Below are 19188 nucleotides of genomic sequence, written 5' to 3' on the forward strand. Positions count from 1 at the left end.
TGAACGTGATCGGCCGCACAGAGAGGGGGCGTGGCCCGCACTACACTGGAGCTAACGATTACCCAATGCTCGCGGCTTATCATGAAACCCACCCTCGCCACCTTGGCACTGCTTGCTCCGCTGAGCGCGGCGGCGCAAGCGCCGTCGGCGGTCGAGGTGTACGGTTTGCTGGATGCGGGCGTGGTAGCTGAGCGGGGTTGTAGCGGCGATTGCGCGCGGACCAAGGTCGACAGCGGCATCGCTTCCGGTTCGCGGTTGGGTGTGCGGGGGCGCGAGGATTTGGGCGGGGGGACTTCGGCGGTATATACGCTGGAGGCGGGCATTCTCAACGATACCGGCGCGTCCGACCAGAACGGAAAACTGTTTGGCCGCCAGGCCTACGTCGGGCTCGATGGCCCGCTGGGGCTGGTGACCCTAGGGCGGCAGTACAACCTGGTGTATGAAACGCTGACCGACGTCGCCGATCCTTTCCATGGCGGCATGGCGGGCAGCGCGGCCAATCTGGTCGGTTATACCAACAAGCGCTACGACAACACGATCAAGTACCAATCGCCGCGCGCGCGCAGCGGCCTGATCGGTTCTCTGATCTACAGCTTCGGCGAATCGCCCTATAACAGCAAGGTCAACCGGGCGTACGGCGCCACCATCGGCTATGCCAAGGGCGTGGTCAATCTCAGCCTCACGCACCAGCGCAAGGAAAACCTGCTCGATGCGACCGGCACCACGCCGCCGGTCGATCAATCGGCGCGCAACACGCTGGTGGCGGCCAATGTCGACTTCGGCCGCTTTATCGGCTACGCCGCCTACGGCCGCAGCCGGGGCGACGGCAGCTCGCCGTGGGATATGGACAATCCGTATGGCGCGGTGGCGCAAAGCACGCCCTCCAACAACAGCCGCGATGTGCTGGTCGGCGTCGCCGTGCCGATGGGGGCGACCACCTTCCTGGCGTCGTACATCCGCAAGGACGACCGCGGCCTGGCCGACCGCGACGCCAACCAGTTGGCGGTCGGCTTCTCGTATGCCTTCTCCAAGCGCACCGACTGGTACGCCTCCTTCGCCAAGATACAGAACCGCAACGGCGCCGGCTACACGGTCGGCAACGCCAGCAGCGGCGGGCACGGCGACCGCGCCGTCAACGTCGGCTTGAGACATTCCTTCTAGCACTCCTTCTGGCACGCCTGCCAATCGTGCTACATTGCTCGTTTTACTGATCACCGGGAACGAGCATGTATCTGACTTACTTCAACGGCAGCTGGGCCGAAGGCAACACACCACTGTTTGGCGCCATGGATCACAGCGTCTGGCTGGGATCGTCCGTGTTTGACGGCGCCCGCTCGATACGCGGCCATATGCCCGATCTGCGCCTGCACCTGCAGCGCGTGATCACGTCGTCGGAGCGTGTCGGCCTGGTGTGCCCGCTGAGCGTCGACGAGATGGAAAAGCTGGTGCGCGAGGGCGTGGCAAAGTTCCCGGCCGATGCCGAGCTGTATGTGCGTCCGCTGGTGTTCGGCACCGACGGCCTGCTGATCCCGGTGGCGGAAAAAAGCGGCTTCGCGCTGACCTTGTTCGATGCGCCGATGCCGGCCTTCACCGGCTTCTCGGCCTGCCTGTCCGAGCAGCGCCGGCCCGACCCGTCGATGGCGCCGACCGACGCCAAGGCTTCCTCGCTGTACGCCAACACCACCAAGGCGCTGCGCGAAGCCAAGAACCGCGGCTACGACAACGCGGTGGTGTGCGACAGCGAAGGCAACGTGGCCGAGTTCGCCTCAGCCAATCTGTTCCTCGTCACGCCCGAGGGCAAGGTGGTGACGCCGGTGCCGAACGGCACCTTCCTGTCCGGCATCACCCGCGCCCGCGTGATCGAATTGCTGGCCAAGGAGGGCATCACGGTCGAGCAGCGTTCGGTGCTGCCGCGGGAATTGGAAACCGCCGTCGAGATCTTCAACACCGGCAACTACGGCAAGGTCACGCCGTGCGTGCGCTACGAAGCGCGCACCTTGCCGGTCGGCCCGATCGCCACGCTGGCGCGCGACCGCTACATGGCGTTCTCCGACAGCCAGTAATTATTTGGGCTTGGCCGGGCAGGTGGCGGACAACCAGCGCCCGGTCGATTCGATGGTGGCGTTCTGCGGCCCGGAGCCGGTGCTGTTGGTCACGTTCATCGTCATCGTGTAGGCGCTGTCGCCATTGAAGCGGACCTGGCCCTGGCCGCTGGAGGCGGGATCGGTGCAGGTGAACGAGATGTTCAGGCCGTTGGGCACGTGGTCTTGCTGCGAGGTGCACTTGCCTTTCTGATCGATCGGGATTTCCTTCTTGGCCGCCATTTCCGGCGTCACGCAGGCGGTCAGCAGCATGCCGCCGTCGCCGCTCTGCTTGGGCATGGAGACGCCGTTCTGCGCCATCATCGCCTCCATCTGGGCGCGCTGCGCCGGCGGCATATTGGCCAACTGCTGCATCGCCATAGACAGCGCCTGGTCAGTCTGGGCGTTGCCGGTCTTGACTTTGTTATTCATTTCCCACAGGCCGGGCTTGATGGTTTGCGCATGCGCGTGGACGGCGGCCAGCAAGGCCAGCGAAATCACTAGACGTTTCATATCGGCTCCCAAAAAAGACAGCATAAACCAAACGGCGCACAAATGAAAAAACGGCGCGCCACCGTAGGGTGGCGCGCCGTTGTTCAGGCAGCGGGGAGGGCTATACGCCGCGTCCGCTAATCAGGCGCAGCAGCACCATGATGATGGCGACCACCAGCAGGATGTGGATGAAGCCGCCGATGGTGTACGACGTGACCAAGCCCAGCAGCCACAGGATAAGCAGAACTACAGCAATGGTATAGAGCATGATTCTCTCCTCAGGTTGTATTGCGACGTCCACTGTGGGCATCGATGGGGATCTCGAACCGTTTCGTCTTGTTCGTATCTTGCTTCCATTATCGTCAACGCCGGGGGCGCCATCTGTACGGTGCCGTACGTAAAGTCTTTAGTCGATCGAACGCAGTTGGCCTTTCACCACGCGCACCGCGTCGCCCGAGCGCCACGACGGCTGCGACGACTGGTGGATGGTGCGTTTGCTGCCGTTATCCATACGCACCACGATGTCCCAGGTGTGCGTGGTTTTCATATTGCCTTCGATATGGTTGCCGGCCACCGCGCCGCCGACCGCACCGGCCACCGTCGCCACTTGACGGCCGTGGCCGCTACCGACCTGGTTGCCCAGCAGGCCGCCCAGCACCGCGCCGCCGACGGCGCCCACGCCGCTGGATTGCGGACGATGTTCAACCGAGCGCACCGACTCGATCACGCCGCAATTGGCGCAGGCGGCAGGCGCCTGTTTCGCGACAGGTTCGGGCGCCTGGTCCTGGTTTTGGCCTTGGCCTCGCGCCGGGGCCGGCGCAGCGTTGTTGTAGGCGACCTGCTGCTCGGGCGCCGCCGACAGCTGGCCGGGCATCGGCGCGGCGCCGGGCAGGGTGCCGCTGGCGTTCGAGGTCGGCAGCCAGCCGAGGATGGCGGCGCTGCCGACGCCGCAGAACAGGACCACCGCGACGGCGGCGATCACCATGACCGGATGAATGGAGCGGGTGGTGTTGGGAGTATTCATGGGGTGTCCTTTTTTATGGTTGAGGTAGTGCATCACGCCTCGTATTTTCCTACGAGACATCCCTTGCTTCCGTGCGTCACCGTACATACAGGGAAAATCATTGCCATTACGCTGGTCTCATGCATACCTCTCTCTCACATCCGCCCGACGAAGACCGAGCGCAGCCAAGGCAGGCGCTCAACCGCCTGCTGAGCAGCCTGCCCGAAGACGATCAAAGTCACCTCGCCGCGCTGAGCGAGACGGTGCGGGTCGAAGTAGGGGAAGTGTTGTACGAGCCCGGGCAGGCGATACGCCATGTCTACTTTCCGGTCGACTGCCTGATCTCGCTGCTGGCGGTGGCCGAAGGCCGCATGACCTTGGAAGTCGGCTCGGTCGGGCGCGAAGGCATGCTGGGCGCCTCGGTGGTGCTGGCCCACGAGATGGCGCAGGTGCGCGCGGTGGTGCAGCGCTCGGGCCGCGCCAACCGCATCGATGTGGCCGACTTCGCCGCCGAGTTCAGCCGCATGGAATCGCTGCAGCGTCTGCTGCACCGCTACACCGACACCTTGCTGGCGCAAGCGATCCAGATCGCCGTGTGCAGCCGCTTCCACGTGCTGGAGGCGCGGCTGGCGCGTTCGCTGCTGATCACGCGCGACCGCTTGCAATCGGAAAAATTCCACCTGACCCATGAATTCCTCGCGCACGCGCTGGGCGTGCGCCGCGTCGGCGTCACCAAAGCCGCCAGCGCGCTGCAGCATCAAAAGCTGATCAGCTACAGCCGCGGCAACATCGAGATCCTCGACTCGGCCGGCCTGGAAGCGGTCTCCTGCCACTGCTACGAGCTGGTCAAGGACGACGGCCTGATCGGCATGGCCAACGTGCTGCTATAACTCCGGGGGCAGGTCCAAAACCTGGACACGGGCTCTACCGTAGCGAAGGCTACGGTAGAGCCCATGTCCAGGTTTTGGACCTGACCCCGGATGAAAAACGGACCCGAAGGTCCGTTTGTTTTTTTGCGGGGCGATTAACGTGGGGGCTTTTGTACCTGGTTGCCGATCACGCCGCCAACCGCTGCGCCGCCTACCGTGCCGACCGCGCTGCCGCCGGTCAGTACCGAGCCGGCTACCGCGCCGACGCCGGCGCCTACCGCGGTGTTCCTGTCCTGATTCGACATGCCCGCGCATGCGCTCAGGCCCAGCGTGGCTGCCACGATGGCGGCCGTCGATGCGATGTGCTTGATGTTCTTCATGCTGTTCTCCTCACTGGCAGGTCAAGACGCGGTATTGCGCCTCTCCCAATGGCGCCAGAGTACGTCAGGCGCGGGCCGCATTCCGTTCGCCAGCACACGTTGAGGACTTATCCTTTGGGTTTGACGGCCCGCGCCTTGCCCGGCGCCGGCGCGACCGGCTTGCCGCCGGCCTGGGCCAGCAGCGCCGTGCAGCCGCTGCTTTCGCCGGCGGCGGTGTTGACCAGCGGCAGGATGGCGGCGACCGGCGCCACCACGGCCAGCGCCAGCGCGCCGCCCGCGCGCAACGCCAGCACGCCCTTGTCGACGCTGATGTCCGGATCCTTGAAGGTGCCGCGCACGTAGATCGGCGCCCGCAGCGAGATCACACGCATGCTCTTGGCGTCCGGCTTGAGCGTCAGGTCCAGCTTTTCGTTGCCGAGGTTGACGGTGCCGGCGATGTCGATCCTGGCTTCCGAGGTGTCGACCACGAACAGGCGCGACCGCATCAACCCGTCGGTGACGGCGAAATCGGTGACCATGCAGTTGAGCTTGACCTGCTTGTCGCCCACCACCTTGGTCAGCACCACGCTGCCGATGTTGAGCCCCATCTCCTCCAGCAATAGCTTGCTGACGCTGCCTTCGTTGATCACGCCCTTGAGTTCGCCGTTGGACGAGCCCAGCAGGCTGGCCACCGAGTTGCCGGTGGCCGACAGCGAGATGTCGGCGTTGACTTCGCCCACCGTGGCCTGCATGCCGTCGATCTTGGGGAACAGCTGCTTCAGCTGCAGATGGCGGGCGCCGGCCTTGAGCTCGGCGCGGATGGCGCTGGCGTTGACCTTGCCGCTGCCGTCGAGCATGACGTTGGAGGTGAAGCGGCCGCCGGCGATGTCGAAGTTCAGCGGCGTCAGCGACAGCACGCCGTCCTTCATGTGGATCATCGTGTCGAGGTTGTGGATGGGCAGGTCGTGGTCGCGCGTGATGCGCTGGGCCTTGAAGCCGACGTCGGCGTCGAGCGCGGTCCAGCGCTCGGTGCGGAAGACTTCCACCGGCAGCACCTTGTTGCCCGGCTGGACCGCCTCGGCCCCGCGCGCCTGCTTGCTGGCGTTGGAGTCGGCGCCGATCAGCGGTCCGAGGTCGGTGAACTGCAGCAGCTTCGATTGCACCGCGCCGGTCAGCACCGGCCGCGACGGCCCGGCCGTGTAGTCGAGCTTGCCGGCGATGTCGCTGCTGCCGACCTTGCCGGTGAACTGGTCGTAGACCCAGCGGCTGGTGTCGGCGCCCAGGCTGCCGGTCAGGTGGCCCTCGGTGGCGAAGGGCGGGGTTTCCGGCAGCAGCACGCCGGTCAGGCCGTACAGCCGCGCCATGCTGGGGCCGGAGACCTTGAGCCGCATGTCGAACGCGGTCAGCGCGGTCGGCTTGGTCAGCGTGCCGGTCACCGCGATGCTGGTGCCGCCGACGTTCAGACTGGCCGTCAGCGGGAAGGGCGCGGTTTGCTGCTGCAGCGCCAGCACGGCGCCGGCCTTGCCGCTGCCCTTGATGTCCTGCTTGTTCCACTTGCCGCGCAATTGCCAGGCGATGCCGTAGGTCGGGTCGGCGTTGATGGTGTCGATGTCGGCGCTGGCATCGACGTGCGTCATGGCATCGATGTAGCGCATCGTGCCCTTGGTGAAGACCACGCGCTGCAGGTCCAGCTTCCACGGCGACGGCTTGTCGGCCTGTTTGAAGTCCCAGTTGTGCTTGCCATCGGCGTCGCGCTGCAGCAGCACCACCGGGTTGTCGAAACGCAGCACCGGGATCGCTATCCTTTGCTGGAGCAGCGGCAACAGCTCGACGGCAAAGGCGAACTGGCTGACGCTGGCCATCTCGGCCGGCGCCCGCATGCTTGCCGGATTGCCGATATGGACGTCCCTGGCCACCAGGTGCGGCAGCGGCAGGTAATCGTGCCAGGTGCGGTCGCCGCTGCGGCCCTGCTGCCGCCAGGTCAATGAAAGTTCGCCGCGGATCTCGAACGGGCGATCGATCGATTCGCTGATCCTGTCGTTCAGCCAGGGTTTGGCTTTGTTCCAATCGTAGTTGGCCATCGCGACGGCGACGACGACGGGCAGGGCGACCAGCACGCCGGCGGCGGCGAGGACGATGCGGGAGTGGCGATTGAGCGGCAGGAACGGGGGCATGAGCATGAGACCTGTTTTCTTATAGTTAGTTGCGGCATTTTACACACTCTAAGGCGGCGTCAACATCGCGATGGTGCGCTGCCGCACCCAACGGTAGCAGGCGGCGCGTCAGTGTGCGGCACCGTACTGAAGGTGCGGCGCCGTCGGCATATAACGTATCCGTCCCGATCACAATTTTAAGGAGAACAATAATGATGACGACGAACCGAGTAAACATGATGTTGTGCGGCGCTGCGATGGTGCTGGGCCTGGCCGCTTGCGCCAGCAACAAGGCGCCGGCCACCGCCGATGTCGCGGTATCCCGCGCCGCCGTGGCCAACGCCACCAGCGCCGGTGCCGCCGACCTCGCGCCTGCCGAAATGCAGTCGGCGCGCGAAAAACTGATGCGCGCCAACCAGGCGCTGGCGGCCAAGGATTACAAGACCGCGCAAGACCTGGCGACGCAGGCGTCGGCCGATGCGCAACTGGCGCAGAGCAAGGCCAACTCGGCCAAGGCCTCCAGCGCCGCCGACGAGCTGCAGCAGAACATCCGCCTGCTGCGCGAAGAGCTGAACCGTGCCAACAGCACCACCCAACAACAATAATCAAGGAGACCGATCATGAAAAAACTACACCTGATTCCAACCGTGTTTGCGATGTCCGTGTTCTTCGCGGCTTGCAGCACCACGCCAACCACCACCAGCACGCTCGACCAGGCGCGCGGCGACTTCATGGCGGCGCAGAGCAACCCGTCGGTGGCCGCCAGCGCACCGCTGGAATTCAAGGCCGCCGCCGATGCGCTGGACCGCGCCAACGCCGCCGCCGCGAAAAAGGAAAGCCTGAACGAGATCGACAAGCTGGCCTACATCGCCAAGCAAAAGATCGCCACCGCGCAGGAAGTGGCCAAGCAAAAGCAGGCCGAGGCTGATGTCGCCAACGCCGGCCGCCAGCGCGATGAAATCCGCCTGGAACAACGCACCGCCGAAGCCAACCAGGCCCGCAGCGCCGCCGACCAGGCCCGCATGAGCGCCGAGCAGGCCAAGGCCCAGGCCGACGCCGCCCGCCTGCAGGCCGAAGCCGCCACCAGCGCGGCGCGCGACGAGCAGGCCAAGAACGCCGCGCTGCAACAGCAGCTGGCCGACCTGCAAGCCAAGCAGACCGACCGCGGCCTGGTGATCACGCTGAACGACGTGCTGTTCAATGTCGACCGCGCCGAGCTGAGCGCCGAAGGCATGCGCACCGCGCAAAAGATGGCCGACGTGCTGCTGCAGGAACCACAGAGCGCCGTGTTGATCGAAGGGTTTACCGACAGCACCGGCACCTCGTCGCACAACCTGGAGCTGTCGCAGCGCCGCGCCGAATCCGTGCGTAACGCGCTGATCGGCCTGGGCGTGAAAGCCGACAAGATCGCCACCCGCGGCTACGGTGAAGCATTCCCGGTCGCCAGCAACAGCGACGCCGGCAGCCGCCAGCTGAACCGCCGCGTGGAAATCGTGCTGTCGCAGAACGGCCAGCCGATCGCCAACCGACGCTAAGGACCGACACCGTATTTCTCACAAAGGAAGGACTATCATGGCTGAATCTAACCCCACCAAACCGGCAGGTATCGACACCGAAGCCATCCGCGCGGCGGCCCGCAACCTGCAGGACGGTCCGGTCACCGCCGGCTACCAGGGCGACCGCGCCGCCGTCGTCAAGATGCTGAACGACGCGCTGGCGACCGAACTGGTCTGCATTTTGCGCTACAAGCGGCATTACTACACGGTCAGCGGGCTGCAGAACGGCCCGATCAAGGCCGAATTCCTGGAGCACGCCACCCAGGAGCAGGAGCACGCCGACTGGCTGGCCGAGCGGATTGTTCAATTGAATGGACAACCTGATTTCAATCCGGCAACATTGCTCGCACGTAGCCATGCCGAGTATGATGCTTCTGACGACGTACAATCGATGGTCAAGGCCAATTTGATCGCCGAGCGGGTCGCCATCGAATCGTACCGGCAGATGATCGAACAGATCGGCGATAGCGATCCGACGACGCGCCATCTGTTGATCAAGATCATGGCGGTCGAGGAAGAGCACGCGGACGATATGCGTGATTTGCTTGCATAAGGTGAACCCGGATCTGCGCGATTTGCTGTAAAGTTTTCACACCACAACCACAACAGGAGCTTCATCATGCTGGAACAAAACATCAGTACCGTGAATAACGACGTGAAAACGCTGGTGAAAGATGCGCAGGCATTGTTTACCGCCGCCACCGCGCTGACCGGCGAAAAAGCCGAGGAACTGCGCGGCCGCGGCATGCGCGCGCTGGACACGGCACTGGCCAAGGCCCATGAAGCCCAGGTGAGCGCGGTGGCTGCCGGCAAGGAAGCGGCCAAGCATGCCGACGAATACGTCAAGGAAAACCCATGGCGCTCGATCGCCGCCGCGGCCGGCGTCGGCCTGCTGATCGGCGTGATCATCGGCCGCAAGTAATCCATCGTGGCGCATGCTGACGAAGGAAACCGTCCGCCGGGCCTGATCGCATCGCTGGGCAATGTGACCCGCAACGCGGTCGGCTTGCTGCTGACGCGGCTGGAGCTGGCCGCATTGGAGCTGTCGGAGGTCCGCAATCACCTGCTGAAGCTGGTGCTGGTGTTCGCGCTGGCGGTGGCGGTGGGCAGCCTGGCCCTGATCTACGCCACCGTCACGGTGGTCTGGCTGGCCTGGAGCGTGATCGGCTGGGTCATCCTGCCCATCATCACCGGCGTGTTCCTGCTGGTCGCTATCGGCCTGGTCTTGTACGCGCGCGGTTTGATCCGCAGCGGCAAGCTGTCGCTGCCGGCGACCATGGCGGAACTCAAGTCCGACCGCGACATGCTGTTGTAAGGAGAGCCATGAGCAAGGAAACCGAGGCCGCCGAACTGGCGGCCGAGAAACAGAAGCTGATACGCGAAGGCGAGCTCTATCGCATCAAGGTCGTGCATGCCAAGGCGCTGCTCGCCAACGCGCTGCATCCGGACGCGCTGTTCCACGGCGCGGTCGATCAGGCGGTGGGCATGGCCAGGGCGCGCCTGGGCGGCTTGCTGCAGCCGGGTGGCCTGAGCGGCGTCAACATCAAGTCCCTGATGCCGTACGCGCTGACGGTCGGCTCGTTCATCGCGCGCAAGCGCCTGATCAAGCCAGCCATCGGCGTGGCGCTGGCGCTCGGCGTCGGCGTGGCCTGGCTGCTGCGGCGCAAGAGTACGCCGGAACAAGAGACGCCTTGAGTTCGCCCGCCAACCCGCTCAATCCCGCAGGGCTGCGCATCGTGTTGGTGCTGCAGGGCGGGGGCGCGCTGGGGGCTTACCAGGCCGGCGTGTTCCAGGCCTTGCACGAGCACGGCCTGGCGCCGGACTGGATCGTCGGCACCTCGATCGGCGCCATCAACGCCGCCATCCTGGCCGGCAATCCCCACGAAACCCGTTTATCGCGGCTGCGCCAGTTCTGGCACGGCATCGCCCACCGCGACAGCTTCGACATGCGGCGCGTGACCGACCAGCTGCGCCGCTCCAACATCCTGCTGCAAACCTGGGATACGCTGCTGCGCGGCGTGCCCGGATTTTTCTCGCCGCGCTTGTTCAGTCCGTTTGCTGCCGGCGCCGAGGTCGCGCCCGAGGAAGCCAGTTTCTACGATACGACGGAATTGCGCGACACGCTGAAGCAGCTGGTCGATTTCAACTACCTCAACGCGCCGGGCGGCACCCGCCTGACGGTCAACGCGCTGAAGGTCACCAGCGGCACGCTGCGCAGCTTCGACAACCGCGAGCAGACCATCCATGCCGACCATATCCGCGCCAGCGGGGCGCTGCCGCCGGGTTTTCCGGCGGTGCGCATCGATGGCGACCTGTACTGGGATGGCGGCCTGTATTCGAATACGCCGCTGGAGACCGTGCTGGACGACAGCCAGCAGGTCGACACCCTGTGTTTCATGGTGGACCTGTGGAGCGCCGACGGCGAGGAACCGACCACGCTGGACCAGGTGCAGACGCGGCAGAAGGATGTGACCTTCGCCTCGCGCTCGCAGCGCCACCTGGCCGACTATGTGACCACCCACAAGATGCGGCAAAAGCTGCGCGACCTGTACCTGGCCTTGCCGCCGCAGGCCAGGACCGAGCAGGCCGCGCGCGAACTGGATGCGCTGGGCTGCGGCAGCACGCTGCATGTGGTGCGGCTGCCGTATGCCGGGCGCGACTGGAACATGGCGGCCAAGGACATCAATTTTTCCGAGGGATCCATCCAGTGGCGCTGGGACCAGGGCTACCAGGATGCGCAGCGCGCCATCAAGGCCGCCGGCTGGTTGAGCTTTGTGACGGAAGACACGCCGCTGGTGGTGCATGAATTGCCGCCGCAGGAGCTGCGTGCCGGACCGGCGCGCGAGCGGGCCGCCTGAGGCGGCCGCCCACCCCTAGCGGTTCTGCGCCAGGATCTGCGGCACGCTGGCCATGTCGCGCTGGTAGGTCTCCTGCGCTTCCTTCATGCAGGCGCGGCGTTCGGTGGCGGGGCCTTGCTTGCAGGCCAGCCTGGCCTCGGCCAAGGCCGCGCCGATTTCCTTGCGCAGCGTGCGCGTCTGCGCCGACGCGGTCGTGTCTTCCTGGTACCAGCGGGCCGGATCGCCCCTGGCGATTTCCTGCTGCTGGAGCTGGACGTTCGGTTGCGGCGTGGTGTCCTGCGCCTGCGCGGCCAGCGCCGCGCAAGCCATCATCACGCCGAGTACGAGGCGATGAGTCATGATGTTCTCCCGTGTTTATAACCTGCCGGTCAGCAGCATAATCAACAGTATCACTACGATCAGGCCGGTGATGCCGCTGGGGGCGTAGCCCCATTCGCGGCTGTGCGGCCAGGTCGGCAGCGCACCGATCAGTGCCAGGACCAGAATGATTAGAATGATGGTGCCCATGTTTTTCTCCCGTTTGTTTTAAATGGTGACTGGTCCCGCGCTGGCATCATTAATAGCGATACAGGCGGCCGTCCACCAGGCGCACGCGGTTGCCGACGCGCAGGTCGTAGACGCTGTCCTGGTTGACGATGCGGTAGTCGCCGTTATCCATGCGCACGCTGATCTGGTATTGCTGTTGCGGCTGGTTGCGGCCTTCCTCGACCTTGTTGCCGACCACGGCGCCGCCGACCGCGCCGGCCACGGTGGCGGCGGTGCGGCCGCTGCCCGAGCCGACCTGGTTACCCAGCAATGCGCCGACCAGGCCGCCGGCGACGGCGCCGCCGCCGCTGGTGCCGGCCTTGGCCTGCACCACCTGGATCGAATCGATGGTGCCGTAGGTGGCGGACTCCTGGTTGGTATAGCCGACCTGCTGCGGTTGCTGGTTGTTGCTGGCGCAACCGCTGAGGATGGCGCAGCCGGCGACGACGGCTGCTGCAAGCGTAGTAGCGTGTTTCATATTGTCCTCCTGGAAAAGTGTGAGTCCAGAATAGTCACGCTGGGCGACAGGGTCTGTGCGCTTGCGCACCGATTCGCATTGTGGCGTTTTTGGTGAATTTTGATGTGTGTACGGTACCGTACAGAGGTCGATTTGCAAGCAGCGTAAAACGTCTACATCGGTAGCAGAGACGTCCAAGCGTCCCGCTGGCTGACAAACTCATTGTTTAATAACTCCAAGGAGAATCGCCATGAAAATCGCACATAAAATCGCTACTGCCCTGTTCACCGTCTCGCTGCTGGCCACCGCCGGCTGCGCATCGACTTCCACCAAAGAAGGCACCGGCGAGTATGTCGACGATTCCGTCATCACCACCAAAGTCAAAGCCAGCATTTTCAACGAACCTAGCCTGAAGTCGACTGAAATCAATGTCGAAACCTTCAAGGGCACGGTGCAGCTGAGCGGCTTCGTGGCCCAGCCTGGCGACATCGCCAAGGCCGCCGAAGTGGCGCGCGGCGTCAAGGGCGTGACGGCTGTGAAGAACGATCTGCACGTCAAGTAAGCAGATGTGACCCGCCGGCGCGCCGTGCTCTTGCGAGCATGCCGCGCCGGCATTTTTTTTGTGAGCCATCATGAACCAGCCTGTCGATCTCCCCCAGACTCATGCACAGGCGCTCAGCGCCGACGGCGACGCTCCCATCGAGCTGCCGCGCGACCTTGCCCGGATTCCCCTGCATGTCCACGCGCGCGGCCTGGCGCTCGGCGTCATCGCCACCGTGGCCTTCATCTATGCGCTGCAATGGTCGCGCAATTTCCTGGTCCCCTTATTGCTCGGCATCCTGATCACCTACATGCTCAGTCCACTGGTGTGCTGGCTGGAGCGCATGCGCGTGCCGCGCCTGATCGGCGCCACGCTGGTCACCGCCGCCATCCTCGGCGGCTCGGTGCTGGTGATCGACAAGGTGCAGGGCGAGTTCCAATCCATCGTCGAGGAATTGCCGAGCGCCGGCCACAAGCTGTCGCGCCTGCTGTCGGACCGGCTGCACGGCGGCGGGCCGAGCGCCTTGCAGCGCATCCAGGACGTCGCCACCGAATTGCAGCAAGCCACCGCCGGCGCCCAGGAGCGGCGCGCGGCGCGCAAGGCCGCCACGGCGCCGCCGGACAGCATCCCCGTCATGGACTGGGTGTGGGCCGGCTCGCGCGGCGTGATGGTGTTCCTGAGCCAGTCGACGATGGTGATCTTCCTGGTGTTTTTCCTGCTGCTGTCGGGCGACACCTTCAAGCGCAAGCTGGTCAAGCTGACCGGGCCGTCGTTGAGCAAGAAGAAGATCACCGTGCACATCCTGGAGGACATCAATACCTCGATCCAGAAATACATGCTGATGCTGCTGGTCACCAACGGCATGCTGGCGCTGCTGATGTGGGTGGCGCTGCGCTGGATCGGCCTGGAGAACGCCGGCGCCTGGGCCATCGTGGCCGGCCTGCTGCACCTGATGCCTTACTTCGGTCCGCTGCTGATCATGCTGGCGACCGGCATCGTGGCCTTCCTGCAGTTCGAATCGCTGAAGATGAGCTTGTTGGTGATGGGCGCCTCGCTCGGCATCGCGACGCTGGTCGGCACCGTCATCGCGACCTGGATGACGGGCCGCTTCGCGCGCATGAATCCGGCCGCCGTCTTCGTCAGCCTGCTGTTCTGGGGCTGGCTGTGGGGCGTCTGGGGCTTGCTGCTGGGCGTGCCGTTGATCGTCATCGTCAAGGTGGTGGCCGAGCGTGTCGAGGGCATGGAGGTGGTGGCCGAACTGCTGGGAGAGTAGGTGAGCCGAGGTATGCGGGCTGAGGTATGATGACGCGTTCCATTCCGAGAGCGCACCCATGCTGAAAATACTGTCATGTCTGACCCTGCTGCTGGCCCTGGGCGCTGCCCAGGCCGCCAGCTATCCCGCCCCGGTCGAAGGCGATTTCCATCTGAAGAATTTCCAGTTCGCGTCCGGCGAGAAGCTGGCCGAGCTGCGCATCCATTACCGCACTCTGGGCACGCCCCGGCGCGACGCCCAGGGCGTGGTGAACAACGCGGTGCTGATCACGCATGGCACCGGCGGCACCGGTGCCCAGTTCCTGCGTCCCGAATTCGCCGGCGAGCTGTTCGGGCCGGGCGGCCTGCTGGACGCCGCGCGCTACTACATCATCCTGACCGACGGCATCGGCCACGGCCAGTCCAGCAAGCCCAGCGACGGCCTGCGCGCGCGCTTCCCGCACTACGGCTACAACGACATGGTCGACGCCCAGCACCGCTTGCTGGAAGAGGGCCTGGGCGTGCGCCACCTGCGGCTGGTGATGGGCACCTCGATGGGCGGCATGCAATCGTGGGTGTGGGGCGAGCGCTATCCGCTGTTCATGGATGCGCTGATGCCGCTGGCCAGCGTGCCGACGCAGATTTCCGGCCGCAACCGGGTCTGGCGCCGCGTGGTCATCGACGCCATCCGCAACGATCCGGAATGGAAGGGCGGCGAGTATACGACGCAGCCGCCAAGCCTGCGCGTGGGCGAGGAGATGCTGTACCTGATGGGCAGCAATACGGTGCAGCGTCAGCTGCAATTGCCGACGCTGGCGGCGGCCGACGCCGCGCTCGACAGCTACGTCGCGGCCGGCATGCAGACCGCCGACGCCACCGACCTGATGTATCAGCTGCGGGCTTCGGAAGACTACGATCCGGCGCCGGCGCTGGAAAAGATCGTGGCGCCGCTGCTGGCCGTCAATAGCGCCGACGACCTGATCAATCCGCCCGAGCTGAAGATACTGGAAACCGAGATCAAGCGCGTCAAGCGCGGCAGCGCCGTGGTGCTGCCCTATACCGACGCCACGCGCGGCCACGGCAGCCACACCATGGCGGCGCTGTGGAAGCAGTACCTGCAGCAGCTGCTGGCGCAAAGCGCGCGCTAGCGCAGGCGCCCCCCGCGCAGGCTGCCCAGCTGTAGCGCGTATTGCCGCGCAAACTCGGCGCCGAGGAAGAAGATCTGCGCCGAGTAGTAGACCCACAGCAGCAGGGCGATCAGCGAGCCGGCGGCGCCAAAGCTGCCGGCCACGCCGCTGTTGCCGATATACGCGCCGATCGCATATTTCCCGAGCGTGAACAGGGCGGCGGTGCCGAGCGCGCCGATGGTGACGTCGTGCCACGACAGTCGGACGCGCGGCAGCATCTTGAAGATCACGCCGAACAGCGCGGCGATCACCACGAAACTGATGGTGGTGTTCAGCACCGACAGCACGATGCCGGCATCGCGCCAGATGCCGCCCCAGTATTTCTCCAGCAGCGCCAGCACGGCGCTGACCACCAGCGACACCATCAACAGAAACGCCAGCACCAGCACCATGCCGAACGACAGCAGGCGGGTGCGGACGACGTCCCAGGCCGTGCCGCGGGTGAGGGGAGGGACTTGCCAGATCGCGTCCAGGCTGGCCTTGAGTTCGGCAAACACGGTGGTGGCGCCGAACAGCAGCAGGGCGCCGGCGGCCATGGTGGCCAGCCGCCCTTGTTCCTTGTCGCGGGCGCCGGCCAGCACCAGCTGGATCGCGTCCGCGCCCTGGCTGCCGACCAGGCCGCGCAGCTGCGTGAACAGCTCGCCCTGCGCCGCCTGCGGGCCGTAGAACCAGCCGGCGATGGCCAGCACCAGCACCAGGATGGGGGCGAGCGAAAACAGCGTGTAAAACGCCAACGCCGCGCCCATGCTGCCGGCGCGGTGTTCAAACCATTCGGAGACCGTGCATTTCAGCACGGAGCCTATGTTGGCCTTCATCGGATCGCACGCCCCGCGACCGCAGTCGCGGGGCGGACCGCTTACTGCACGCGGCGTTCGATGGTGATTTGCTCGACTTCGACGCGGCGGTTAGGTTCCAGGCACTTGATCAGGTCGGCGCGTTTCTTGTCGTTGCACGTCACGACAGGATTGGATTCGCCTTTGCCGACCGCGTTCAGGCGGTTGGCCGCCACGCCTTTGCCGACCAGGTATTCCTTGACCGAGTTGGCGCGTTTTTCCGACAGCTTCTGATTGTACTTGTCGCTGCCCAGGCGGTCGGCGTAGCCGCTGATGACCACGTTGTCGATGCTGGAGTTCGCGTTCAGCACGTTGGCGATGTCGTCCAGCTTGGGCTGGTTCGGGTTCAGCTTGGCGCTATCGAACGAGAACAGCTCGGTTGCCGACATCGTCACTTTTTCAAAGCGTGCCGGTGGTGGCGGCGGCGGTGGCAGCGGTGCCGGTGGCGGTGGCGGCGGTTCGACGGCGGCAGGCGCCGGCGGTGGGGCCGGTGGTGCCGGACGCGGTGGCGCGTTGAAGGCGATGTTCAGGCCGACGGTGGCGTAGTAGTTGTTGCTCTTGCTGTTGGGGAAGGTGTCGCCGCGGATGAAGCCATGCACGTCGCGGATGTCGGCCTGCAGGGCCACGCGTTCGCTGAGGTCGGCCTGGAAGCCCAGGCCGGCGCTGACGTAAGGCGAGTTCTTGCGGCGCTCGCCGACCAGGTTCAGGTTGGCCTTGTCGCGTTCGACGCCGGCGCCGACCAGGAGGAAGGGACGGAAGGACTTGCGGGAGAACAGGAACAGGCCGTCCACACCCAGGGTGTTCTGCTGGTAGCGCTCGCCATTTTCACGGGAGCGGGCATAGGTCGTACCCATTTGCACGTCCCAGTTCTCATTGACGGCCTTACCGAATTTGAGGCCGGCGCCGTAGCCGCGCTTGTCCACGCCGAAGTCCGAATCGGGCTTCATGGCGTTGACGCTGGGCTGGATGTACCACGATGGATTGATGACCGCATCCTGAGCCAGGGCGGAAAACGACGCGCACAGGGCTGCGGCGGCGATGGCGATTTTCTTGGATTTATTCACAGGTTTGCTCCCGATTATTAAAAAATGTTTCATTGCCAGCAATGTCTTAACACGGCTGTTGGACCGAAGATTAGGCAAGTTGGTGCGGACGGTCCGTTCGCTAGCGCACAAAAGCTTGTGGTGTATCAAATTCGTCACATTTCTTGAAACTTATGTCTTTTTCCCTTGTCCCACCTTTAAACGCATAGATGCATCGCTAATGTTCGTTGCCGCACAGACCATGAGGCGCCAAACCGGCATTCTTCATTCAACGCCACCAATCTCGGCAATTGTTATAAGGAGTGTTCAAATGCATGCTGTCAGACAACCTCAAACGCTGGTTCAGAACGAGATGAAAGCCTCGTCCGAAATGCAAGCCACCACGGCCAAGCTGATGCTGGTCGAGCGTCCGGCGCCTGCACCACTGGACCGCAAGCCAGCCTTGTCGATGGCCTCCATCGAGCGCGTGCGTTCGACCTCGGCCACGCTGCGCCGCATCGAAAACATGCAGAAGCTGATCGGCGAACTCTCCATGCACGAGATGCTGGCCGACGAAATCGCCTGGTTCCTCAAGTTTTCGCCGTCCGGCGCCCGCAAATACATCCGCGACCTGCGCGAAGCCGGCGTGATCGAGCTGGCGCGCTATGTCGAAGGCACCGCCACCTACCTGGGCAAGGCGGTCTACCAGCTGACCCCCGACCCCGAGCGCGTGGCCGCCTTCCTGGCCGCGATCGTCCAGCCCAAGCGCGAAGGCGCGCCGCCGCGCAAGGAACGTCCCGGCATCCGCGAGCAGGCCATGGCCGGCAGCGGCCGCCACTTCCACATCCTGGCCGACGACACCCACTATGCGATCCGCGTCAACCGCGGTCCGGTGATGCGCGATCCGCTGGTCGCCGCCCTGTTCGGCATGGCGCCGTCGCAGCAAAAAGCGGAATAAGCAGCAAGTCGGCGCCCCTGCGGGCGTATCATGAACGGCCGGGCAGTGCGAACTGCGCCGGCTGTTTGTTTTCGTGGTTTTGATGTTGACATATTGAAATGCGGCCGGACCGCCCCACCTAGCCAGCATTGGACATGACACGGACCTGCGGCACATGGAAGCTTTGATCTGGATCGCCCTGACGGCGCTGGCGATAGCGCTGCCTTTCTACTACCCGCACTGGCGCCTGAAACGGGTGCTGGCCCGGCCTTTGCCGGCCCACGCCGAGGCGGTTTTACAACGCAATATCCCGGTCTACCGCCGCATGGCGCCGGAGCTGCGGCAGCAGTTGCGGCGGCTGGTGGTGCAGTTCCTGCATCAAAAGAAATTCGTCGGCTGCGAGGGCCTGGAGGTCACCGACGAGATGGCCGTGACCATCGCCGGCCAGGCCTGCCTGCTGCTGCTGAACCGGCCCAGCAAGGTCTACCCGGCCCTGCACACCATCCTGGTCTACCCCAGCGCCTTCGTGGCGCGGCGCGCCGACGTCGGCCCCGGCGGCGTCGTCACGCCCGGCCACCAGAGCATGCTGGGCGAATCCTGGGACGACGGCCGCGTGGTGCTGTCCTGGGACGACGTGCGGCACGGCGCCGGCGACTGGACCGACGGCCACAACATCGTGCTGCACGAGTTCGCGCACCAGCTGGACAGCGAATCGGGCCGCGCCAACGGCGCCCCCTACCTGGGCAATCCGGCCAGCTACCGCGAATGGTCGGAAGTGCTGTCGCGCGATTACCAGAACCTGCGCATGCACGCCATGTACCGCCAGCACACGGTGATCGACCATTACGGCGCCACCAACCCGGCCGAGTTCTTCGCCGTGGCCACCGAGACCTTCTTTGAAAAGCCGTACCAGATGGCCGAGCACCACGCCGAGCTGTTTGCGGAATTCCTCAAGTACTACCGCGTCGATCCGCGCCAGTGGATGGCGCCGCCGCTGCCGCCGCCGGTCGAGCCGTCGTACGCGTGGAGTCCGACCTGGTCGCATTGAAACCTGATTGAACGCT

General features: G+C 64.9%; 25 protein-coding genes. 15 read left to right on the plus strand and 10 right to left on the minus strand.

Annotated elements, in window-relative coordinates:
* The first annotated feature begins 81 nt into the window (after positions 1–81).
* Positions 82–1161 carry a porin gene (locus ACEN9F_RS28560; protein ID WP_413425680.1) on the plus strand — a complete coding sequence of 360 codons (1080 nt, stop codon included), beginning with the start codon at positions 82–84 and terminating at the stop codon, positions 1159–1161.
* Between the two features lie 65 nt (positions 1162–1226).
* Positions 1227–2063 carry a branched-chain amino acid aminotransferase gene (locus ACEN9F_RS28565; protein WP_413425682.1) on the plus strand — a complete coding sequence of 279 codons (837 nt, stop codon included), beginning with the start codon at positions 1227–1229 and terminating at the stop codon, positions 2061–2063.
* Here ACEN9F_RS28565 and ACEN9F_RS28570 read toward each other — a convergent pair whose 3' ends face one another.
* The 3 genes from ACEN9F_RS28570 to ACEN9F_RS28580 all read right to left on the minus strand — a co-directional run bounded on the left by ACEN9F_RS28570 (position 2064) and on the right by ACEN9F_RS28580 (position 3597).
* Entirely contained in the window at positions 2064–2594 is a 531-nt protein-coding gene (locus tag ACEN9F_RS28570; RefSeq protein WP_413425684.1) for a DUF3617 domain-containing protein, read from the minus strand.
* Between the two features lie 100 nt (positions 2595–2694).
* Positions 2695–2841, minus strand: coding sequence for a lmo0937 family membrane protein (locus ACEN9F_RS28575; RefSeq protein ID WP_008446864.1), 147 nt, complete (start codon positions 2839–2841; stop codon positions 2695–2697).
* 138 nt (positions 2842–2979) lie between these two features.
* Positions 2980–3597, minus strand: a complete 618-nt coding sequence (locus tag ACEN9F_RS28580; RefSeq protein WP_413425686.1) for a glycine zipper 2TM domain-containing protein — start codon at positions 3595–3597, stop codon at positions 2980–2982.
* A gap of 119 nt (positions 3598–3716) precedes the next feature.
* On the opposite strand from ACEN9F_RS28580, the gene ACEN9F_RS28585 reads away from it, so the two are divergent.
* Positions 3717–4466: a Crp/Fnr family transcriptional regulator gene (locus ACEN9F_RS28585; RefSeq protein ID WP_413425688.1), complete on the plus strand. Its 750-nt coding sequence runs from the start codon at positions 3717–3719 to the stop codon at positions 4464–4466.
* A 134-nt stretch (positions 4467–4600) separates the two neighbouring features.
* Here ACEN9F_RS28585 and ACEN9F_RS28590 read toward each other — a convergent pair whose 3' ends face one another.
* Together ACEN9F_RS28590 and ACEN9F_RS28595 are read right to left on the minus strand one after the other, a co-directional pair.
* Positions 4601–4825, minus strand: a complete 225-nt coding sequence (locus ACEN9F_RS28590) for a glycine zipper 2TM domain-containing protein (RefSeq protein WP_413425690.1) — start codon at positions 4823–4825, stop codon at positions 4601–4603.
* 107 nt (positions 4826–4932) lie between these two features.
* Positions 4933–6978: an AsmA family protein gene (locus ACEN9F_RS28595; RefSeq protein WP_413427204.1), complete on the minus strand. Its 2046-nt coding sequence runs from the start codon at positions 6976–6978 to the stop codon at positions 4933–4935.
* A gap of 191 nt (positions 6979–7169) precedes the next feature.
* Between ACEN9F_RS28595 and ACEN9F_RS28600 the strand changes: the two genes are divergently transcribed.
* The 7 genes from ACEN9F_RS28600 to ACEN9F_RS28630 all read left to right on the plus strand — a co-directional run bounded on the left by ACEN9F_RS28600 (position 7170) and on the right by ACEN9F_RS28630 (position 11371).
* Positions 7170–7562: a DUF4398 domain-containing protein gene (locus ACEN9F_RS28600; RefSeq protein ID WP_413425692.1), complete on the plus strand. Its 393-nt coding sequence runs from the start codon at positions 7170–7172 to the stop codon at positions 7560–7562.
* Positions 7563–7577: 15 nt separating this feature from the next.
* Positions 7578–8492, plus strand: coding sequence for an OmpA family protein (locus tag ACEN9F_RS28605; RefSeq protein ID WP_413425694.1), 915 nt, complete (start codon positions 7578–7580; stop codon positions 8490–8492).
* Positions 8493–8529: 37 nt separating this feature from the next.
* Positions 8530–9066: a ferritin-like domain-containing protein gene (locus ACEN9F_RS28610; protein WP_413425696.1), complete on the plus strand. Its 537-nt coding sequence runs from the start codon at positions 8530–8532 to the stop codon at positions 9064–9066.
* Between the two features lie 66 nt (positions 9067–9132).
* Positions 9133–9435: a DUF883 family protein gene (locus ACEN9F_RS28615; RefSeq protein ID WP_413425698.1), complete on the plus strand. Its 303-nt coding sequence runs from the start codon at positions 9133–9135 to the stop codon at positions 9433–9435.
* Between the two features lie 6 nt (positions 9436–9441).
* Complete coding sequence (locus ACEN9F_RS28620; protein WP_413425700.1) at positions 9442–9828, plus strand: phage holin family protein; 387 nt, start codon at positions 9442–9444, stop codon at positions 9826–9828.
* Between the two features lie 8 nt (positions 9829–9836).
* On the plus strand, positions 9837–10208 hold the full coding sequence (locus ACEN9F_RS28625; protein WP_413425702.1) for a hypothetical protein: 372 nt from the start codon (positions 9837–9839) through the stop codon (positions 10206–10208).
* A complete protein-coding gene (locus ACEN9F_RS28630; protein WP_413425704.1) occupies positions 10205–11371 on the plus strand; it encodes a patatin-like phospholipase family protein in 1167 nt (388 codons plus the stop codon). Before ACEN9F_RS28625 ends, ACEN9F_RS28630 begins: the two co-directional genes overlap by 4 nt.
* A gap of 15 nt (positions 11372–11386) precedes the next feature.
* On the opposite strand, the gene ACEN9F_RS28635 is transcribed toward ACEN9F_RS28630, so the two are convergent.
* The 3 genes from ACEN9F_RS28635 to ACEN9F_RS28645 are packed head-to-tail and all read right to left on the minus strand — an operon-like array spanning position 11387 to position 12374.
* Positions 11387–11710 carry a hypothetical protein gene (locus ACEN9F_RS28635; protein WP_413425706.1) on the minus strand — a complete coding sequence of 108 codons (324 nt, stop codon included), beginning with the start codon at positions 11708–11710 and terminating at the stop codon, positions 11387–11389.
* Positions 11711–11725: 15 nt separating this feature from the next.
* A complete protein-coding gene (locus ACEN9F_RS28640; protein ID WP_413425707.1) occupies positions 11726–11878 on the minus strand; it encodes a DUF3309 domain-containing protein in 153 nt (50 codons plus the stop codon).
* A 49-nt stretch (positions 11879–11927) separates the two neighbouring features.
* Positions 11928–12374 carry a glycine zipper 2TM domain-containing protein gene (locus tag ACEN9F_RS28645; protein WP_413425709.1) on the minus strand — a complete coding sequence of 149 codons (447 nt, stop codon included), beginning with the start codon at positions 12372–12374 and terminating at the stop codon, positions 11928–11930.
* A gap of 229 nt (positions 12375–12603) precedes the next feature.
* Between ACEN9F_RS28645 and ACEN9F_RS28650 the strand changes: the two genes are divergently transcribed.
* The 3 genes from ACEN9F_RS28650 (at position 12604) to ACEN9F_RS28660 (ending at position 15293) form a co-directional block, all read left to right on the plus strand.
* Positions 12604–12915: a BON domain-containing protein gene (locus ACEN9F_RS28650; protein WP_413425711.1), complete on the plus strand. Its 312-nt coding sequence runs from the start codon at positions 12604–12606 to the stop codon at positions 12913–12915.
* Between the two features lie 70 nt (positions 12916–12985).
* On the plus strand, positions 12986–14167 hold the full coding sequence (locus tag ACEN9F_RS28655; RefSeq protein ID WP_413425713.1) for an AI-2E family transporter: 1182 nt from the start codon (positions 12986–12988) through the stop codon (positions 14165–14167).
* A gap of 58 nt (positions 14168–14225) precedes the next feature.
* Entirely contained in the window at positions 14226–15293 is a 1068-nt protein-coding gene (locus ACEN9F_RS28660; RefSeq protein ID WP_413425715.1) for an alpha/beta fold hydrolase, read from the plus strand.
* On the opposite strand, the gene ACEN9F_RS28665 is transcribed toward ACEN9F_RS28660, so the two are convergent.
* Together ACEN9F_RS28665 and ACEN9F_RS28670 are read right to left on the minus strand one after the other, a co-directional pair.
* The gene (locus ACEN9F_RS28665; protein WP_413425717.1) at positions 15290–16147 is read right to left on the minus strand and encodes a YihY/virulence factor BrkB family protein; all 858 of its coding nucleotides are present in this window, start codon (positions 16145–16147) and stop codon (positions 15290–15292) included. The two genes, ACEN9F_RS28660 and ACEN9F_RS28665, sit on opposite strands and share 4 nt — an antisense overlap.
* Before the next feature lie 41 nt (positions 16148–16188).
* Complete coding sequence (locus ACEN9F_RS28670) at positions 16189–17229, minus strand: OmpA family protein (RefSeq protein ID WP_413425719.1); 1041 nt, start codon at positions 17227–17229, stop codon at positions 16189–16191.
* A 331-nt stretch (positions 17230–17560) separates the two neighbouring features.
* Between ACEN9F_RS28670 and ACEN9F_RS28675 the strand changes: the two genes are divergently transcribed.
* The gene (locus ACEN9F_RS28675; RefSeq protein WP_413427206.1) at positions 17561–18145 is read left to right on the plus strand and encodes a winged helix-turn-helix domain-containing protein; all 585 of its coding nucleotides are present in this window, start codon (positions 17561–17563) and stop codon (positions 18143–18145) included.
* A gap of 154 nt (positions 18146–18299) precedes the next feature.
* Positions 18300–19172, plus strand: a complete 873-nt coding sequence (locus ACEN9F_RS28680) for a zinc-dependent peptidase (protein ID WP_413425721.1) — start codon at positions 18300–18302, stop codon at positions 19170–19172.
* The last annotated feature ends 16 nt before the right edge of the window (positions 19173–19188 follow it).

It is taken from the genome of Duganella sp. CT11-25, from assembly GCF_047302815.1.
Lineage (GTDB): Bacteria > Pseudomonadota > Gammaproteobacteria > Burkholderiales > Burkholderiaceae_D > Rugamonas.

Bases quoted from the DNA above. Each gene is read 5' to 3' on its own strand.
- ACEN9F_RS28665 (WP_413425717.1), bottom strand. From the start codon at position 16,147: ATGAAGGCCAACATAGGCTCCGTGCTGAAATGCACGGTCTCCGAATGG.
- ACEN9F_RS28560 (WP_413425680.1), top strand. From the start codon at position 82: ATGAAACCCACCCTCGCCACCTTGGCACTGCTTGCTCCGCTGAGCGCG.
- ACEN9F_RS28565 (WP_413425682.1), top strand. From the start codon at position 1,227: ATGTATCTGACTTACTTCAACGGCAGCTGGGCCGAAGGCAACACACCA.
- ACEN9F_RS28585 (WP_413425688.1), top strand. From the start codon at position 3,717: ATGCATACCTCTCTCTCACATCCGCCCGACGAAGACCGAGCGCAGCCA.
- ACEN9F_RS28580 (WP_413425686.1), bottom strand. From the start codon at position 3,597: ATGAATACTCCCAACACCACCCGCTCCATTCATCCGGTCATGGTGATC.
- ACEN9F_RS28650 (WP_413425711.1), top strand. From the start codon at position 12,604: ATGAAAATCGCACATAAAATCGCTACTGCCCTGTTCACCGTCTCGCTG.
- ACEN9F_RS28660 (WP_413425715.1), top strand. From the start codon at position 14,226: ATGCTGAAAATACTGTCATGTCTGACCCTGCTGCTGGCCCTGGGCGCT.
- ACEN9F_RS28570 (WP_413425684.1), bottom strand. From the start codon at position 2,594: ATGAAACGTCTAGTGATTTCGCTGGCCTTGCTGGCCGCCGTCCACGCG.
- ACEN9F_RS28615 (WP_413425698.1), top strand. From the start codon at position 9,133: ATGCTGGAACAAAACATCAGTACCGTGAATAACGACGTGAAAACGCTG.
- ACEN9F_RS28625 (WP_413425702.1), top strand. From the start codon at position 9,837: ATGAGCAAGGAAACCGAGGCCGCCGAACTGGCGGCCGAGAAACAGAAG.
- ACEN9F_RS28635 (WP_413425706.1), bottom strand. From the start codon at position 11,710: ATGACTCATCGCCTCGTACTCGGCGTGATGATGGCTTGCGCGGCGCTG.
- ACEN9F_RS28590 (WP_413425690.1), bottom strand. From the start codon at position 4,825: ATGAAGAACATCAAGCACATCGCATCGACGGCCGCCATCGTGGCAGCC.
- ACEN9F_RS28645 (WP_413425709.1), bottom strand. From the start codon at position 12,374: ATGAAACACGCTACTACGCTTGCAGCAGCCGTCGTCGCCGGCTGCGCC.
- ACEN9F_RS28680 (WP_413425721.1), top strand. From the start codon at position 18,300: ATGGAAGCTTTGATCTGGATCGCCCTGACGGCGCTGGCGATAGCGCTG.
- ACEN9F_RS28595 (WP_413427204.1), bottom strand. From the start codon at position 6,978: ATGCCCCCGTTCCTGCCGCTCAATCGCCACTCCCGCATCGTCCTCGCC.
- ACEN9F_RS28610 (WP_413425696.1), top strand. From the start codon at position 8,530: ATGGCTGAATCTAACCCCACCAAACCGGCAGGTATCGACACCGAAGCC.
- ACEN9F_RS28640 (WP_413425707.1), bottom strand. From the start codon at position 11,878: ATGGGCACCATCATTCTAATCATTCTGGTCCTGGCACTGATCGGTGCG.
- ACEN9F_RS28575 (WP_008446864.1), bottom strand. From the start codon at position 2,841: ATGCTCTATACCATTGCTGTAGTTCTGCTTATCCTGTGGCTGCTGGGC.
- ACEN9F_RS28600 (WP_413425692.1), top strand. From the start codon at position 7,170: ATGATGACGACGAACCGAGTAAACATGATGTTGTGCGGCGCTGCGATG.
- ACEN9F_RS28655 (WP_413425713.1), top strand. From the start codon at position 12,986: ATGAACCAGCCTGTCGATCTCCCCCAGACTCATGCACAGGCGCTCAGC.
- ACEN9F_RS28675 (WP_413427206.1), top strand. From the start codon at position 17,561: ATGAAAGCCTCGTCCGAAATGCAAGCCACCACGGCCAAGCTGATGCTG.
- ACEN9F_RS28605 (WP_413425694.1), top strand. From the start codon at position 7,578: ATGAAAAAACTACACCTGATTCCAACCGTGTTTGCGATGTCCGTGTTC.